This window comes from Pseudoxanthomonas sp. G3 (genome assembly GCF_057654715.1).
In genome coordinates, this window is record NZ_CM172805.1 from 3,975,971 (window position 1) to 3,991,510 (window position 15,540).

General features: G+C 67.0%; 14 protein-coding genes. 5 read left to right on the top strand and 9 right to left on the bottom strand.

Annotated features, from left to right (window positions below):
- Positions 1-121: 121 nt before the first annotated feature.
- From AC23D6_RS19015 to AC23D6_RS19040, 6 genes are all read right to left on the bottom strand, one after another.
- Positions 122-553, bottom strand: coding sequence for a hypothetical protein (locus tag AC23D6_RS19015; RefSeq protein WP_487750758.1), 432 nt, complete (start codon positions 551-553; stop codon positions 122-124).
- A gap of 32 nt (positions 554-585) precedes the next feature.
- Complete coding sequence (locus AC23D6_RS19020) at positions 586-1,131, bottom strand: DUF1697 domain-containing protein (protein WP_487750759.1); 546 nt, start codon at positions 1,129-1,131, stop codon at positions 586-588.
- Positions 1,132-1,138: 7 nt separating this feature from the next.
- Positions 1,139-1,369, bottom strand: a complete 231-nt coding sequence (locus AC23D6_RS19025) for a DUF1653 domain-containing protein (RefSeq protein ID WP_487750760.1) — start codon at positions 1,367-1,369, stop codon at positions 1,139-1,141.
- Between the two features lie 165 nt (positions 1,370-1,534).
- Positions 1,535-1,729 carry a hypothetical protein gene (locus tag AC23D6_RS19030; RefSeq protein WP_487750761.1) on the bottom strand — a complete coding sequence of 65 codons (195 nt, stop codon included), beginning with the start codon at positions 1,727-1,729 and terminating at the stop codon, positions 1,535-1,537.
- Between the two features lie 10 nt (positions 1,730-1,739).
- Positions 1,740-3,470, bottom strand: a complete 1,731-nt coding sequence (gene ggt, locus AC23D6_RS19035) for a gamma-glutamyltransferase (RefSeq protein ID WP_487750762.1) — start codon at positions 3,468-3,470, stop codon at positions 1,740-1,742.
- Between the two features lie 53 nt (positions 3,471-3,523).
- Positions 3,524-4,156 carry a tetratricopeptide repeat protein gene (locus tag AC23D6_RS19040; protein WP_487750763.1) on the bottom strand — a complete coding sequence of 211 codons (633 nt, stop codon included), beginning with the start codon at positions 4,154-4,156 and terminating at the stop codon, positions 3,524-3,526.
- A gap of 159 nt (positions 4,157-4,315) precedes the next feature.
- Here AC23D6_RS19040 and AC23D6_RS19045 point away from each other — a divergent pair, with 159 nt between their 5' ends.
- The gene (locus AC23D6_RS19045; protein WP_487750764.1) at positions 4,316-8,023 is read left to right on the top strand and encodes an indolepyruvate ferredoxin oxidoreductase family protein; all 3,708 of its coding nucleotides are present in this window, start codon (positions 4,316-4,318) and stop codon (positions 8,021-8,023) included.
- Positions 8,024-8,068: 45 nt separating this feature from the next.
- Here the strand turns inward: AC23D6_RS19045 and AC23D6_RS19050 are convergent, their stop codons facing one another.
- A complete protein-coding gene (locus tag AC23D6_RS19050) occupies positions 8,069-8,854 on the bottom strand; it encodes a hypothetical protein (protein WP_487750765.1) in 786 nt (261 codons plus the stop codon).
- Between the two features lie 258 nt (positions 8,855-9,112).
- Between AC23D6_RS19050 and AC23D6_RS19055 the strand changes: the two genes are divergently transcribed.
- Positions 9,113-9,835, top strand: a complete 723-nt coding sequence (locus tag AC23D6_RS19055) for an iron-containing redox enzyme family protein (protein WP_487750766.1) — start codon at positions 9,113-9,115, stop codon at positions 9,833-9,835.
- Positions 9,832-10,263, top strand: coding sequence for a VOC family protein (locus tag AC23D6_RS19060; protein WP_487750767.1), 432 nt, complete (start codon positions 9,832-9,834; stop codon positions 10,261-10,263). Before AC23D6_RS19055 ends, AC23D6_RS19060 begins: the two co-directional genes overlap by 4 nt.
- Positions 10,264-10,267: 4 nt before the next feature.
- Here AC23D6_RS19060 and AC23D6_RS19065 read toward each other — a convergent pair whose 3' ends face one another.
- Together AC23D6_RS19065 and AC23D6_RS19070 are read right to left on the bottom strand one after the other, a co-directional pair.
- Positions 10,268-10,861 (bottom strand): DUF938 domain-containing protein, encoded by a 594-nt coding sequence (locus AC23D6_RS19065; RefSeq protein ID WP_487750768.1) that lies wholly within the window; start codon positions 10,859-10,861, stop codon positions 10,268-10,270.
- Positions 10,862-10,933: 72 nt separating this feature from the next.
- Positions 10,934-11,770 (bottom strand): NYN domain-containing protein, encoded by an 837-nt coding sequence (locus AC23D6_RS19070; RefSeq protein WP_487750769.1) that lies wholly within the window; start codon positions 11,768-11,770, stop codon positions 10,934-10,936.
- A 121-nt stretch (positions 11,771-11,891) separates the two neighbouring features.
- Between AC23D6_RS19070 and AC23D6_RS19075 the strand changes: the two genes are divergently transcribed.
- Positions 11,892-13,520, top strand: a complete 1,629-nt coding sequence (locus tag AC23D6_RS19075) for a TldD/PmbA family protein (protein WP_487750770.1) — start codon at positions 11,892-11,894, stop codon at positions 13,518-13,520.
- Positions 13,521-13,817: 297 nt separating this feature from the next.
- Positions 13,818-15,452 carry a TldD/PmbA family protein gene (locus tag AC23D6_RS19080; RefSeq protein ID WP_487750771.1) on the top strand — a complete coding sequence of 545 codons (1,635 nt, stop codon included), beginning with the start codon at positions 13,818-13,820 and terminating at the stop codon, positions 15,450-15,452.
- The last annotated feature ends 88 nt before the right edge of the window (positions 15,453-15,540 follow it).

Here is a 15,540-nt window from a genome sequence, read left to right on the forward strand (position 1 = left end):
ATTTCTTCGTGAACGCAGTCCGGAGCTAAGACAACGAACAGTGTGATTCGTCATCACACATCGCCACGACGCCGGGTGCACTGCGCGCTCACACCATCTGTGAGCGTGCGGACTCCAATGTTCACCCCGAACTACTCTGGGAATCGCTACCGCCCTCCATCCTGGCGGCGACCGGCGAGTAGTAGGCGAGCGCCAGGCACGCGCCCCAGACCATCAATGAGGTGTCGCTCAGCATCGCTTCGAACGGCGACATCAGCGTAGGGCCCGTCAGCAGGTAGAGGGGAAGCCCGAGTAGGGTGATGCCCAGCGACAGCGTGCGGCCCCAGCGCTTCAGCAGGAAAAGCCCGACGTACCCCGCGATCGTGATCGCCAGCGCCGCGGCGCCTATGCCGATCGCGACGGACTCGTTCTGGAACAACCAGGGCACGGGTTCGTTGGCATAGGCATCCGACAGTGCCTGCGTGTAGCCGCCGGGGAGAAAGGCCGCCGCAATCGTCGCAACGGAAAGGAGGGCCGAGGCGATCAAGAACATGCGGAAGCGCGTGATGTTCATCTGCGATGGCGTCGATGGGAAGAGGACGGACCTCAGCCGCCGATCTTCTCCACCAGCGCCTGCAGTTTCAATACGGTGGCCCAGTTGCGGGTCGTGGCGACCTTGCCCGCCTTGCCCACCAGCGCCTCGCCCGCCTTACTTTCAAGGATGCCGCGCGCGCAGTGCAGGTAGGCGGCTTCGCGTCCGAGCAGGAATCGTTCCGGCGGCACGACGAGCGGCGCGATGGCGGACAGCGCCGGCAGCGCATCGGCCTCCTGAACGAAGGCGACCAGCAGGCACGAGGGATCGGCGGCCGCATCGGCCAGCGCATTGCCGTCGATGATCGCGGCCAGGTCCTTCGCCGATTTCACGATGACCGGCACCTCGATGTTCAATTGCGCGGCGATGGCGGCGGATATCTCGGCCGCGATCTTCGCGGGTGTCTTCCTGCCGGAGCGGAACACCACGTTGCCGCTGTTGAGCAGCGTGGCGACGTCGGCATGGCCCAGCCCTTCCAACAGCGCGCAAAGATCCGCCATCGCGATGCGCTTGGCCTTGCCGACGTTGATGCCGCGGAGCAGGGCGATGTAGGTGGTCACGCGCGCCTCACTCGACCGGCGCAAAGCGCCGCACGTTGCGTCCGCCCACCACGACCTCCTCGCAGAACATCGCGTACGGTCGCACCCACAATCCGCCTTCGCCATACAGCGCGCGATACACCACCACCGGCTCCAGCGTCTCGCTGTGCCGTGCCACCGCGACGACTTCGTAGTCGTTGCCCTTGTAATGGCGGTAAAGGCCGGGGGCGAGTTTGGGGAGGGCGGGGAGCGTGGCCATGTGTCTCCGTGTCCGGGTTTCGTAGGATGGGTTGAGCGAAGCGATACCCATCATGGTTTGGTTGTGGTTGACGCGACGGTAAGCGTACGTCGTCGTCGAACGCTCGCGCTCAACCCGTCCTACGCAGCTAGAGGTTGTGACGTGGATACCACACGCCGCGGATAATCACAGGCCCTGCGTTGCGCACCACATGCGAGGCGTCCAGGGCGTCAGGGCGACATCCTCAATGACGCCCGTGATCCTCTCATCGATGCGCGGGTACCCGTGGTGCGCGAGCAGACCATGCGCATCTTCGGTCGACATCGCGGTCACGCCATACACGAGGCCACGATCAACCTGAAACCAATAGCGTCCCAGCATCGCGAATCCCTCAATACCCCGCCGCCTGCCCATCCTTGCGGCTCTCGCTGGCGCCGTAGTACACGCCGGTCTTCGGGTCGCGCTTGATGGCCTGGTAACCGCCGTAAGGGCCGAGGGCCCATTCGACGTGGTGGCCCTTGTCCATCAGCGCGCGGATGGTTTCGTAGGGATAGCCGGATTCCAGCTGCACCACGCCGCCGTCGGTCATCGGGGCGGCGCTGCCGACCGGTTCGGTGGAACCGTCGTGCTGGATGCGCGGTGCGTCGCCGGCTTCCTGCAGGGTCATGCCGAAGTCGACCAGGTTCATCACGATCTGCACGTGGCCCTGCGGCTGCATGGCGCCGCCCATCACGCCGAAGCTGACCCACGGCTGCCCGTCCTTGGTGATGAAGGCGGGAATGATCGTCTGGAACGGGCGCTTGCCCGGCGCGTAGCAGTTCGGATGCGGCGTGGCATCTTCGCAGCCCTGCAGCACGAACATCTCGCCGCGGTCCTGCAGGATGAAACCCAGGCCCGTCGGCGTCATGCCGCTGCCCATGCCGCGGTAGTTGGACTGGATCAGCGAGACCATCATTCCGTCCTTGTCGGCGACGGTCAGGTAGATCGTGTCGCCTTCCTCCAGCTCCTTCGGCGTGCCCGGCTGCACTTCGCGCAGCACCTTGTCCGGCGAGATCAGCTTCGCGCGCTCACGCGCATACGGCTTGGAGATCAGGCGCGCGACCGGCGCGGGCTGGAAGGCGGGATCGGCATACCAGCGCGCGCGATCGGCGAAGGCCAGCTTCTTCGCTTCGACGAACAGGTGCACGTGCTCGGGACTGCCGAACGGAATCTTGCTGAAGTCATAGCCTTCCAGCACGTTGAGCATCTGCAGCGCGGCGATGCCCTGCCCGTTCGGCGGCAGCTCCCACACGTCGACGCCGCGGTAGCGCGTGCTGACCGGTTCGACCCATTCGCCGTGGTGCGCCGCCATGTCCTCGTACGACAGGAAGCCGCCGTTGGCCTTGAAGTACGCGTCGATCGTGCGCGCGATGTCGCCCTTGTAGAACGCGTCGCGGCCGCCGTCGGCGATCTTCTGCAGCGTGTTGGCCAGGTAAGGGTTCTTCCACATCTCGCCGGTGCGTGGTGCGCGCCCACCGATCGTGAACTGCTCGGTGAAGCCGGGGAACTTCGACAGCCGCGGCACCGAGCGGTCCCAGTAGTAGGCGATCGTCTGGTGGACCGGGTGGCCCTCGCGCGCGTAGCGGATCGTGGGCGCCAGCAAGTCCTTCACCGGCAGCTTGCCAAATCGCTCGTGCAGCGCGAACCACGCATCGACGGTGCCCGGCACGCTGACCGGCAACTGTCCATGTGCGGGGATGTCGGTGATGCCGTGCTGGGTGAAGTAATCGAGCGTCAGCGATTTCGGCGAACGACCCGAGCCGTTGTAGCCGTGCAGCTTCTTCGTCTTCGGATCCCAGACAATGGCGAACAGGTCGCCGCCGATGCCGTTCCCGGTGGGCTCCATCAGGCCAAGCGCGGCGTTGGCGGCGATGGCCGCATCCATCGCGGTGCCGCCCTGCTTCATCACGTCCAGCGCGATCTGCGTGGCCAGCGGATGCGAGGTGGCCGCCATCGCATGCGGGGCGATGACGTCGGAGCGGGTAGCGAAGGCGCGGCCGGCGATGCGGTCGGCGGCGGTGGCGGGCTGGCCGATGGCGGCGGCCAACGCCGTCGCCAGGCACAGCGAAGCAAGTATGCGCATCGTGTGGACAGGGATGGCGCGCGGTGCGCGCCTTCATCTGCCGATGGTACGCGTTACGGCCAGCGCGGCGGGTTGGCCTGCCAGGCGCCCAGTACTTCGGCCAGCGTGTCGCGGTCTTCCTGCTGCCACGCGGGCAACAAGGTGGGGTAGTTGCGGGCATCGGTCCACAACAGCGGCTCGGTGCGGACGGCCGCGCCGTACCACTGCACCGCCTCGGCCTTGCGGTCCAGCTTCCACAGCGCCAGCGCCAGCGTGGGCGGCGCCCATGAAGGACCGCCGGCCGTCCCCAGCAGAGGCAGCCACTGGCCGAGCGCAGCTTGGTGTTCGCCGTTGCGGTAGAGATCCCAGCCGTAGTTCCAGCGGAACGCGCGGCCGAGGCTGCCATTGACGTCGCTGCTAGCCAGCAGTTGCTCGTACAGCTGCTTGCCCAGGTCCACGCGCCCCTCGGTGAAGGCGACGTGCGCCAGCTGCGCGGTCGCTTCCGTGGGCTTGCGGCCTCGCTCGCGCTCGCGCACGAGGGCCTGCACCAGGGCTTCGCCTTCGCCCTGCACCACGACGATCTCGCGGACGGCGAACTTGTCCTCGTCGAAATAGAACTCCTTCGGCTTAGGCACCGTCTGCGCCTGCGCGGACAACACCCCGGATGCCAGCACGGTGGCCAGCAGCATGTATTTAGCGAATTTCACGACGTCCCCCAGACTGCAGTCGATTCCCCCGACCCCATCCTAACCGCTGCAACGCACAATGGCGAAGTGACCGGCGTCACACAAAAGCCCGCTGTTACAATGCGCGCCTTCGCGCCCGAGGGGTTATCGGGCCACGCCAGCCGCTTGCACGGGCCCGCCATGACCAGCACCGCCGAACTCACCTCGCCCTCGTCCGCCAACACGCCGCAGATCGGGGTGATCGACAGCGACTACACGCTGGAGCACAAGTACACCCGCACCGACGGCCGCATCTACCTGAGCGGCGTGCAGGCGCTGGTCCGGCTGCCACTGATGCAGCGCCTGCGCGACCAGGCCGCGGGCCTGAACACGGCCGGCTTCATCAGCGGCTACCGCGGCAGCCCGCTGGGTGGCTTCGATCTCGAGCTGTGGCGCGCGCGCAAGCACCTCGAATCCGCGGGCGTGAAATTCACCCCGGGCCTGAACGAGGACCTCGGCGCCACGATGGTGTGGGGCACGCAGCAGACCAACCTGTTCCCCGGCGCCAAGGTCGATGGCGTGTACTCGATGTGGTACGGCAAGGGTCCCGGCGTGGATCGCTGCGGCGACGTGTTCAAGCATGGCAACGCGGCCGGCACCTCGAAGTTCGGCGGCGTGCTGGCGCTGGCGGCGGACGACCACAACTGCCGCAGCTCGACGCTGCCGCACGGCTCGGAAGACGAGTTCGTCAGCGCGATGATGCCGATCCTCAATCCGGCCGGCGTGCAGGACATCCTCGACCTGGGCCTGGTGGGCTGGGCGATGAGCCGGTACACGGGCCGCTGGATCGGCTTCAAGACCATCGCCGAAACGGTGGAATCGTCGGCGTCGGTGCAGGTGGATCCGTTCGCGCGCGAGATCGTGCTGCCAGAGGATTTCGCGATGCCGGCGGGCGGGCTCAACATTCGCTGGCCGAACCCGCCGCTGGACCAGGAAATGCGCCTGCACAAGTACGCGGTGGCGGCCGCGCAGGCCTTCGCCCGGGCGAACAACGTGGACCGCATCGTGCTGGACTCGCCGCGCGCGCGGCTGGGCATCGTCACCACCGGCAAGAGCTACCTGGACGTGCTGCAGGCGCTGGAATACCTGGGCCTGGACGAACAGGCCTGCGCCGACATCGGCATCCGCGTCTACAAGGTGGGCATGACGTGGCCGCTGGAGCCGGTCGGCATCACCGCGTTCGCCCGCGGCCTGGAAGACATCGTCGTGGTGGAGGAGAAGCGCGCCTTCATCGAGCGGCAGATGAAGGAGTACTTCTACAACTGGCCGGCCAACGCGGGCACGCGCCCGTCCATCGTCGGCAAGTACGACGAAGGCGGCGAGTGGATCCTGCCGAGCACCGGCGAGCTGACCCCGGCCACCATCGCCGGCGTGATCGGCAAGCGCATCCAGCGCTTCTTCACGACCGAATCCATCGAGCAGCGCCTGCGCTGGATGGAGGAGAAGGAAGCCGAGATGGCGCTGCCGCGTGCGAACTTCCCGCGCGTGCCGCACTACTGCTCCGGCTGCCCGCACAATACCTCGACGGTGGTGCCGGAAGGCTCGCGCGCGCTCGGCGGCATCGGCTGCCACTACATGGTGACGTGGATGGATCGCGACACCGACACCTTCACCCACATGGGCGGCGAAGGCGTGACGTGGTCGGGGCAGGCGCCGTTCACCGAGACCGAGCACGTCTTCCAGAACCTGGGCGATGGCACGTTCTTCCACTCCGGCTCGCTGGCGGTGCGCCAGTCGGTGGCTACCGGTGTGAACATTACTTACAAGATCCTCTACAACGACGCGGTGGCGATGACCGGCGGACAGCCGGTGGACGGCACGCTGTCGGTGCCGCAGATCGCGCACATGATGCGCGCCGAAGGCGTGGACACGATCGTCGTGGTCAGCGACGAAGTCGGCAAGTGGAGCAAGCGCGAGATCTTCCCGTCGGGCGTGGAGTTCTTCGACCGCAAGGAACTGGACGACGTGCAGCGCCGCCTGCGCGAGGTGAAGGGTGTCTCCATCCTGATCTACGACCAGGTCTGCGCCACCGAGAAGCGCCGCCGCCGCAAGCGCGGCAAGCTGCCGGACCCGGCCAAGCGCACGATGGTCAACACCCTGGTCTGCGAAGGCTGCGGCGACTGCGGCGTGAAGAGCTTCTGCGTGTCGGTGCTGCCGAAGGAAACCGAGTTCGGCCGCAAGCGCGAGATCGACCAGTCGAACTGCAACAAGGATTTCCGCTGCGTCGACGGCTTCTGCCCCAGCTTCGTCACCGTGCATGGCGGCAACCCGCGCAAGGGCAAGAAGGCCAATGCCGCCGACCTGTTGGCGTCGCTGCCGGCGCCGGCCTTCAAGTCGGACCTGGCGCAGCCCTGGAACATCCTGATCACCGGCGTCGGCGGTACCGGTGTGGTGACCATCGGCGCGCTGCTCGGCATGGCCGGCCACCTGGAAGGCAAGGGCGCCAGCGTGCTCGACCAGACCGGCCTGGCGCAGAAGGGCGGCGCCGTGACCACGCACATCCGCATCGCGCGCACGCCGGAGGACATCCACGCCGTGCGCATCGCCGCCGGCGAAGCCGACCTGGTGCTCGGTTGCGACATGGTCGTGGTCAACGACTACTGGGTGCTGTCGAAGGTGCGCGGCGAGCGCTCGCAGGTGGTGTTGAACACCTACGAAGCGATGCCGGGCACGTTCACCACGCATCCGGACATGCAGTTCCCCGCCACCGACATCATCGCCGGCGTGAAGGTCGCGCTGGGGGGCCGCGAGCCGATGCTCGTGGACGCCACCCAGGTGGCCACTGCGCTGATGGGCGACGCGATCGCCAGCAATCTCTTCATGCTGGGCTACGCCTGGCAGCAGGGCCTGGTGCCGATCTCGTTCGAGGCCATCATGCGTGCGGTGGAGCTCAATGGCGCCGCCATCGAGATGAACAAGACGGCCTTCGCGTGGGGCCGGCTGGCGGTGGTCAATCCGCAGGCCGTGCAGGAAGCCGCAGGCCTGATCCGCAACACGCAGACCGAGAGCGAGCGCACCCCGCGCGCCCTGCAGGTGCTGCCGCCGGGCGAATGGGAAAGCACCGAGTGGGGCGCCAACGCCGCGCCGCGCAACCCGGGCAACGAAAGCGAACTGCGCGGCCTGCCCGAAGACGGCGCGCAGGGAGGCGACGTCGCTTTCCTGCCACTGGATGACCTGCGCCTGTCGCGCTCGCTGGATGAGCTGATCGCACGCCGCACGTCCTTCCTCACCGAGTACCAGGACGCGGCCTACGCCGCGCGCTACACCGCCCTGGTGACGAAGGTGCGCAACGCGGAGAACACCCGCGCGCCGGGTTCGACCGCGCTGACCGAGGCGGTGGCCCGCTACTTCTTCAAGCTCATGGCGTACAAGGACGAGTACGAAGTTGCGCGCCTGTACACCAGCGGCGAGTTCAAGCGCCGTCTCGAACAGCAGTTCGAGGGCGACTACGAGGTGCACTTCCACCTGGCGCCGCCGCTGTTCGCCAAGAAGGACGCGCACGGCCGGCTGATGAAGAAGGAATACGGCCCGTGGGTGTTCAAGGCCTTCGGCTTGCTGGCGAAGCTGCGCTTCCTTCGCGGCGGCACCTTCGACGTGTTCGGCTACACCGACGAGCGCAAGGGCGAGCGCCAGCTGATAGCCGACTACGAGCAGACCGTGACCGAACTGCTCGGCGCGCTGGATGCCGGCAAGCTGGGACTGGCCGTGGAGATCGCCAGCATTCCCGAGCACATCCGCGGCTACGGGCACGTCAAGGAAAAGCACCTGCACGCCGCCAAGGCGCGCGAGGCCGAGCTGCTGGGCTTGTGGCGCAACCCGAAGGCGCTGCACATCGTGCAGGCCGCGTGACCGGAAACCCCGCTTCGGCGGGGTTTCTTCTTTTCGCGCCGCGATCTAGGCGCGGTTCCCCCGCAGCGATGCCAGCGCCTGGCGCAGCGGAGGCTTCAGGGGCCGCGCGAACGTGCGGTAGACGAACGACAGCGCGCGCCGCGTGCGGGGCACGCGCCAGGCCAGACCTTCCTCGATCGTGTAGACGCACGGCGCGCAGGCACCGCACGGCTTGCCGAGCAGCGGGCGGTGGCAGAACCACGTCATCTCCATCAGCGCGCCCCACCCGGCCAGACGCGCCTCCTTCTCCATCGCGCGCTTGTCGATGGAGAACAGCGGGAAGCTGAAATAGCGGAACAGCGTGTGCTCCGGCGTGCCCGCCTGGCCCGGCGCCACGCGCACGCTGCGATAGGTACCCGCCTGCTGGAAGGCGACCACGCGCGAGGACAGCAGCGCCTGTACCTTGTCGTCCACGTGCACGCTCATCTCGATGCCGTCCACGCCGTGCTGCTTGCAGAACATCGGCAGCCACGCGTACTGGCTGCCGATGTACATGCGCGTGCGCACCTCGCGCAGCGCCTCGGCGATGCCGGCGTCGGGTTCCAGGTCGGCAACCCGGAAGCGGCGCAGTGGCTGCAGCAACGCGCGTGTATGCGGATACTGCGCATGCAGGGCATCGGTGATCCGCGCAATCGCCATCAATTCGGTGCGCGTGGAAGGCCGCGTGGGATCTTCCAGGTAGTAGGGCGTCACCGGCAGGCGATGCACCAGCAACAGGCGCAGCAGCTGGAAGGTGGAATCCCAACCGCTGGTCCACAGCAGCCGCACGCCTTCGCTCGCAGGGTCGGTCATGTTGCGGTTCATGCGGGCCGTATCGCGATGGTCGCGTCCAGTTCGTCGCAGCGATGCTAGCAATCGCGGCATGCAAACAAGGCGGCTTCTCTTCACATCCATGAGCCTTGCCCGACACCTGTTCTCTACTGCGCTCGCGTCGCGTATTCATGTTCTGTGTGCACGTTCTTCTCACGTCGGCGAACTCCATCATCGGTGACGACGGCGTGCACGCGCGCTTCCGCCGCGCTGCGCACTGGCCCACCCAGGAGCGATGCAATGCAAGACCAGCCCATGACCCGGGAGCAATTCTGGCGCTTCGCCGACGCTGCGAAGGAAGCCACCGAAGCGCTGGCCGCACAGCGCATGAAGGTCCTTCCCGGCCTCGACATCGCCGAGCTGCGCGGCTTCTGCGTGCAGTACCGGTTCTTCACCATCGACTACATCACCGATCTCGCGCTGCTGGTCTCGCGGCTGCCGTTCGGCGGCCTGCGCAGCTTGCTCGCCCAGATCTTGTCGGAGGAACTGGGCGAAGGCGACCCGGCGCGCGCGCACCCGACCGTCTACGACCGCTTCCTGGCCAGCATCGGCGTGGACGAGCGCGACATCGAACAGCCGCTGCCCGCGAACGCGCGCATCCTGCAGGGCCTCACCCGCGACCTGACGCGAAACCCGGTCGCTTACGGCGTGGGCCTGCGCGGCATGGGCGGCGAGTGCCTGTGCCAAACCTACCTGTCGGTGATGTTCGAGCACATGCGCACGCATCCCTATCTGCGCGCGCATGAGGAGACGATCGACTGGGAGTTCTGGACGATCCACACCGGCGAAGAGGACATCGTCCACGGCGAGCTGACGCGCGCGGCGATCGATGAGTACCTGCGCCAGGATCCGAGCGTGCTGCCGGAGCTGGCCCGCGGCTACGAACGCAGCATCACCGCGTGGAACCTGTTCTGGCAGAACATCCTCGAGGCGCACGCGCCGCGGCTGGAGGTCGCGTCGTGAATGCCGTCGCCGCCACGATCAGCCAGTTCCACCTGGCCTTCCCCGTGCGCGACCTGGACGAGGCGCGCCGCTTCTACGGCGACACGATGGGCTGCCCGATGGGCCGCAGCGACACGTCGTACCAGGACTTCGACTTCTTCGGCCACCATCTCGTCGCGCATATCGGCGGCGATGGCGAACCGCTGCACAGCGGCCGCTTCGATGGCGAGGCGGTGCCGGTGCCGCACTTCGGCATGAACCTGGATCGCGCGGCGTGGGAGGCGTTGGCGATGCGGCTCAAAGCCGCCGGCATTCCGTTCCACGAGCAGCCGCACCTGCGGCTCAAGGGCAAGCCCGGCCAGCACGTCACGATGTTCCTGTTCGATCCGTCGGGCAACGCGCTGGAGTTCAAGTCGTTCGACGACCCGGAACAGACTTTCATTCCCTGATGCGTCAGGTGCCTCGCCGCCAGACGAGGCAACGGTTGTTAGCCGGCATCGCGTTGTCCTCGATCAGGCGCAGGCCGATGCCGCGCGCCAGCGCATCGACGGCTTCGATATCGCGGATTCCCGACGCAGGATCGCGGTCCTTCAGCCACTGCTCGAACGCGCGGTTGCTCTCGCTGGTGAACTCACCGCCGTAGTTGAAGGGGCCGTACACCACCAGCAGACCCCCCGCTTCCAAGACCGCGCCGACCCCGCCGAAGAACGCCTCTACCTGCGGCCAGCCCATGATGTGCAAGCTGTTGGCGGTGAAGACCGCATCGAACGTCGTCGCGGGCCAAGGTCCGTCGACATCGAGTTCGATCGCGGGCGGCGTGTTCGCCAGCGCTGCATCGTCCAGCCACGCCGCGATGCCCGGCAGGTTGTCCGCACGGTCGCTGCTTTGCCACGCCAGCCACGGCATCGCCGCGGCGAAATGCACCGCGTGCTGGCCGGTGCCGCTGCCGACCTCGAGCACGCGGCGCGCGCCGCCGAGGTGGCGCCGCAGGACATCGAGGATCGGTCCTTGGTTTCGTTCGCACGAGGGGGCGAAGGGTTTGGTCATGCCACGTAGCGTGCGCCCCGCGCACGACCCGGCATGGCCGGAAGGATCATGAGACCATGCGCATGGTGCACGCTACGCGGAACGGACATAGATGCGCTTCACGCCGTTCTCGCCAGCGCGCTCTTCCACCGTGAAGTGGCGCGGGTGCGCCTTCAGCAGATCGCTAAGCTTCTTGTGGCCGTACAGGCGCGTGTCGAAGTCCGGGCGCACCTTGTTGAGGTAGCTGCCCACGCTGCCCAAGAACGCCCAGCCCTGGTCGTCGCTGGCGTCTTCGATGGCCTGACGGATCAGCCGCAGCGGTAGCGATTCATGTCTGCCCTGTTCCACGATCGGCGCCGCGGTCGGCTCGGCCTGCCCGGTCGGCTTCTTCGTCGCCGGCTTGGCGGCCTTCTTGGCTGGCTTCTGCGGCGCCGGCGGCGGAACGGGCGGCGCGGGCACTTCGCTGCGCAGCACTTCGACATAGATGAACTTGTCGCAGGCCTGCACGAACGCATCCGGTGTCTTGCGTTCGCCGAAGCCGTAGACCGTCAGGCCTTCTTCGCGCAGGCGCTGGGCCAGGCGGGTGAAGTCGCTGTCGCTGGAGACCAGGCACACGCCATCGAAGCGCCGCGTGTACATCAGGTCCATCGCGTCGATGATCAGTGAGCTGTCGGTGGCGTTCTTGCCGCTGGTATAGGCGAACTGCTGCACCGGGTTGATCGAGTGCTTCAGCAGCGCCTGCTTCCACTGCGTCATCCGCGTGCTGGTGAAGTCGCCGTAAATCCGCTTCACGCTGGCCACGCCGTACTTGGCCGTTTCCGCCAGCAGGCCTTCGATGACGGCGGGCTGGGCGTTGTCGGCATCGATCAGCACCGCCAGGCGCGGCTGTTCGTCGTCGTTCTCGGGCCTGGCGACCGGACGGGATTTCATGCGCGGCGACTCCTGCGGTGATTGCGCATTGTGCACCACGTCACCCGGCCATGACCGGCGTCACTTGACGCTGCGCGGCACGCCGACGACAGTCCAGTGCTTCCCTCGCCCGGATTCCCGCATGCAGCGACGCGACTTCCTGACCCTCGGTGGCCTCGCCTTCGCCGGGCTGGCCCTGCCTGGCACCCGCGTGATCGCCGCCGAAGCCCTGCTCCAACCGGGCGACGTGGCCAAGAAGAAGCGCTTGGCCGATGCCGCCATGGGTGCCGCCACCGCGGCGGGCGCGACCTACTGCGACGTCCGCATCGGCCGCTACCTGCGGCAGTCGCTGATCACCCGCGAGGACAAGGTGCAGAACGTGGTGAACACCGAATCTTCAGGCGTCGGCGTACGCGTGATCGTGCAGGGCGCGTGGGGATTTGCGGCGACGAACGACCAGAGCCCCGAGGGCGTGGCCGCGGCGGCGCGCCAGGCCGTGGCGATCGCCCGCGCCAACGCGCGCATCCAGGGCAAGCCGGTGCAGCTGGCGCCGCTCGCCGGCGTCGGCGAGGTGGCGTGGAAGACGCCGATCGTGAAGAACGCGATGGCCGTGTCGGTGAAGGAGAAGGTCGATCTGCTGCTGGACGCCAACGCTACCGCGCTGGCCGCGGGCGCCAGCTTCGCCGCCTCGCGCATGTTCGTGATCAACGAGCAGAAGTATTTCGCCAGCACCGACGGTTCATACATCGACCAGGACGTGCACCGCATCTGGTTGCCCTTCACCGTGACGGTGGTGGACAAGGCGACGGGCAGGTTCAAGACGCGCGATGGACTCTCTGCCCCGATGGGCATGGGCTACGAGTACCTGGATGCGAACCCGGCCGACAGGTTCGCGCTGCCGGGCGGCGTGGTCGCCTACGGCGCCTCCTATGACCTGCGCGAGGACATCGTCGCGGCGGCGAAGCAGGCGCGCGCCAAGCTGACCGCGCCCTCGGTGAAGCCCGGCAAGTACGACCTGGTGCTGGATCCGTCCAACCTGTTCCTCACCATCCACGAGAACGTCGGCCACCCGCTGGAGCTGGACCGCGTGCTCGGCTACGAGGCCAACTACGCCGGCACCAGCTTCGCCACGCTGGACAAGCGCGAGCAGCGCTTCCAGTGGGGCAGCCCGATCGTCAACTTCACCGCCGACAAGACCGAGCCGCGCAGCCTGGGCGCCGTGGGTTTCGACGACGAAGGCGTGAAGACCCGGCGCTGGGACCTGGTGAAGGACGGCGTGCTGGTGAACTACCAAGCGACCCGCGACGAGGTGCACATCCTCGGCGAGGACGCCTCGCACGGCTGCAGCTATGCCGATTCGTGGAGCAGCGTGCAATTCCAGCGCATGGCCAATGTCTCGCTGGCGCCGGGCAAGGCGCAGCTGACGGTGGCAGAGATGGTGAAGGACGTCGAGAACGGCCTGTACATCCATGGCCGCGGCTCGTATTCCATCGACCAGCAGCGCTACAACGCGCAGTTCGGCGGGCAGCTGTATTTCGAGATCAAGAACGGCCAGGTCACCCGCCAGGTCGAGGACGCGGCCTACCAGATCCGCACGCCGGAGTTCTGGAACGCCTGCGCCGCGATCTGCGACGCGCGCGACTTCCGCCTGGGCGGCTCGTTCTTCGACGGCAAGGGCCAGCCCAGCCAGGTATCGGCCGTGTCGCATGGCTCGGCCACCACGCGCTTCAACGGCATCAACATCATCAACACCGCCCGCAGCCTCGGATAGATGTTCAGCCGTCGTCCCAGCGCACGCTGGGACCCATTTGGCCTTTGATCTTCCAGATTCGGAGCAAGAGCAAGATGGATCCCAGCATACGCTGGGATGACGGTTCGAGGTCTGCGCGCAAACCCCGGATGATTCGTTCGATCACGATGACGGGCTTCATCTATGCCGAAAGTCATTTGACGCTGTCGGCACGCAGGGCAAGAATCGGGAACGACCTGCGCGGGGACTGCGCGGGCCGACGCACCAACGTCGCAGCCCCGCCTGCCGTCCGGCAGGCCCAACCGGTGGAGAATTGCCTTGCAACGTCGTGACTTCCTGGCCATGACCGGCCTCAGCCTGGGCGGCCTGATGGTGCCGTCCTTCCTCGGCAAGGCGATCGCCGCCGAGCAACTCCAGTCCACCCTCGATGTCGCCTTCAAGAAGCGCCTCGCCGATGCCGCGCTGGCCGCGGCCAAGCAGGTCGGCGCGACCTACTGCGACGTGCGCATCGGCCGCTACCTGCGCCAGTTCGTCATCACGCGCGAGGACAAGGTGCAGAACGTGGTGAATACCGAGTCCACCGGTGCCGGCATCCGCGTGATCGCCAATGGCGCCTGGGGCTTCGCCGCCACCAACACGCTGACCGCCGAGGGCGTGGCCGCCGCCGCGCGCCAGGCCGCCGCCATCGCCAAGGCCAACAGCAAGACCCAGACCGCGCCGGTGCAGCTGGCCAAGGCGCCGGGCTTCGGCGAAGTGTCGTGGAAGACGCCGATCAAGAAGAACGCGATGGAGGTGCCGATCAAGGACAAGGTCGATCTGCTGCTGGGCGTCAACGCCGCGGCGATCAACGCCGGCGCCGACTTCGTCAACTCGATGATGTTCCTGGTCAACGAGCAGAAGTACTTCGCCAGCACCGACGGTTCCTACATCGACCAGGACGTGCACCGCATCTGGGTACCGATGACCGTCACCGCCATCGACAAGGCCAGCGGCAAGTTCCGCACCCGCGACGGCCTGTCCGCCCCGATGGGCCTGGGCTACGAGTACCTGGACGGTGACGCCGGCCAGAAGTTCACCTCGCCCAACGGCGTGATCAACTACGGCCTGTCTTACGACATGAAGGAAGACGCCATCGCCGCGGCCAAGCAGGCGCGCGCGAAGCTGACCGCGCCGTCGGTCAAGCCCGGCAAGTACGACCTGGTGCTGGATCCCTCGCACACCTGGCTGACCATCCACGAATCGGTCGGCCATCCGCTGGAGCTGGACCGCGTGCTCGGCTACGAAGCCAACTACGCCGGCACCAGTTTCGCCACCCTGGACAAGCGCGAGCAGCGCTTCCAGTACGGCAGCGAACTGGTGAACCTGTTCGCCGACAAGACCCAGCCCGGTAGCCTGGGCGCGGTCGGCTACGACGACGAGGGCGTGAAGACCAAGCGCTGGGACCTGGTGAGCGCCGGCAAGCTGGTCGACTACCAGACCATCCGCGACCAGGCCCACATCCTGGGCAAGACCGAATCCGATGGCTGCTGCTACGCCGACTCGTGGAGCAGCGTGCAGTTCCAGCGCATGGCCAACGTCTCGCTGGCCGCCGGCAAGACCAAGTTGTCCGTGGCCGACATGGTGAAGGACGTCGAGAACGGCATCTACATCATCGGCGACGGCTCGTTCTCGATCGACCAGCAGCGCTACAACGCGCAGTTCGGCGGCCAGCTCTTCTACGAGATCAAGAACGGCAAGATCACCCAGCAGATCGAGGACGTGGCCTACCAGATCCGCACGCCGGAGTTCTGGAACGCCTGCAGCGCCGTCTGCGACGAGAGCGACTACCGCCTGGGCGGTTCGTTCTTCGACGGCAAGGGCCAGCCCGGCCAGGTGTCCGCGGTCTCGCACGGGTCGTCCACCGCGCGCTTCAACGGCATCAACGTCATCAACACCGCCCGCAGCCTGGGATGAGGCCTGTAGAGCCGAGCGCGCTCGGCTGCACCGGATCGTAGGTCCTGTCAAACAACGAAGAGCAGCGGAGCAAGCTCCGCTCTACAAG

Excerpts from the sequence above, each read along its gene's own strand:
- AC23D6_RS19015 (WP_487750758.1), bottom strand. The coding sequence starts at position 553 with ATGAACATCACGCGCTTCCGCATGTTCTTGATCGCCTCGGCCCTCCTT.
- AC23D6_RS19025 (WP_487750760.1), bottom strand. The coding sequence starts at position 1,369 with ATGGCCACGCTCCCCGCCCTCCCCAAACTCGCCCCCGGCCTTTACCGC.
- AC23D6_RS19030 (WP_487750761.1), bottom strand. The coding sequence starts at position 1,729 with ATGCTGGGACGCTATTGGTTTCAGGTTGATCGTGGCCTCGTGTATGGC.
- ggt (WP_487750762.1), bottom strand. The coding sequence starts at position 3,470 with ATGCGCATACTTGCTTCGCTGTGCCTGGCGACGGCGTTGGCCGCCGCC.
- AC23D6_RS19045 (WP_487750764.1), top strand. The coding sequence starts at position 4,316 with ATGACCAGCACCGCCGAACTCACCTCGCCCTCGTCCGCCAACACGCCG.
- AC23D6_RS19050 (WP_487750765.1), bottom strand. The coding sequence starts at position 8,854 with ATGACCGACCCTGCGAGCGAAGGCGTGCGGCTGCTGTGGACCAGCGGT.
- AC23D6_RS19055 (WP_487750766.1), top strand. The coding sequence starts at position 9,113 with ATGCAAGACCAGCCCATGACCCGGGAGCAATTCTGGCGCTTCGCCGAC.
- AC23D6_RS19065 (WP_487750768.1), bottom strand. The coding sequence starts at position 10,861 with ATGACCAAACCCTTCGCCCCCTCGTGCGAACGAAACCAAGGACCGATC.
- AC23D6_RS19070 (WP_487750769.1), bottom strand. The coding sequence starts at position 11,770 with ATGAAATCCCGTCCGGTCGCCAGGCCCGAGAACGACGACGAACAGCCG.
- AC23D6_RS19075 (WP_487750770.1), top strand. The coding sequence starts at position 11,892 with ATGCAGCGACGCGACTTCCTGACCCTCGGTGGCCTCGCCTTCGCCGGG.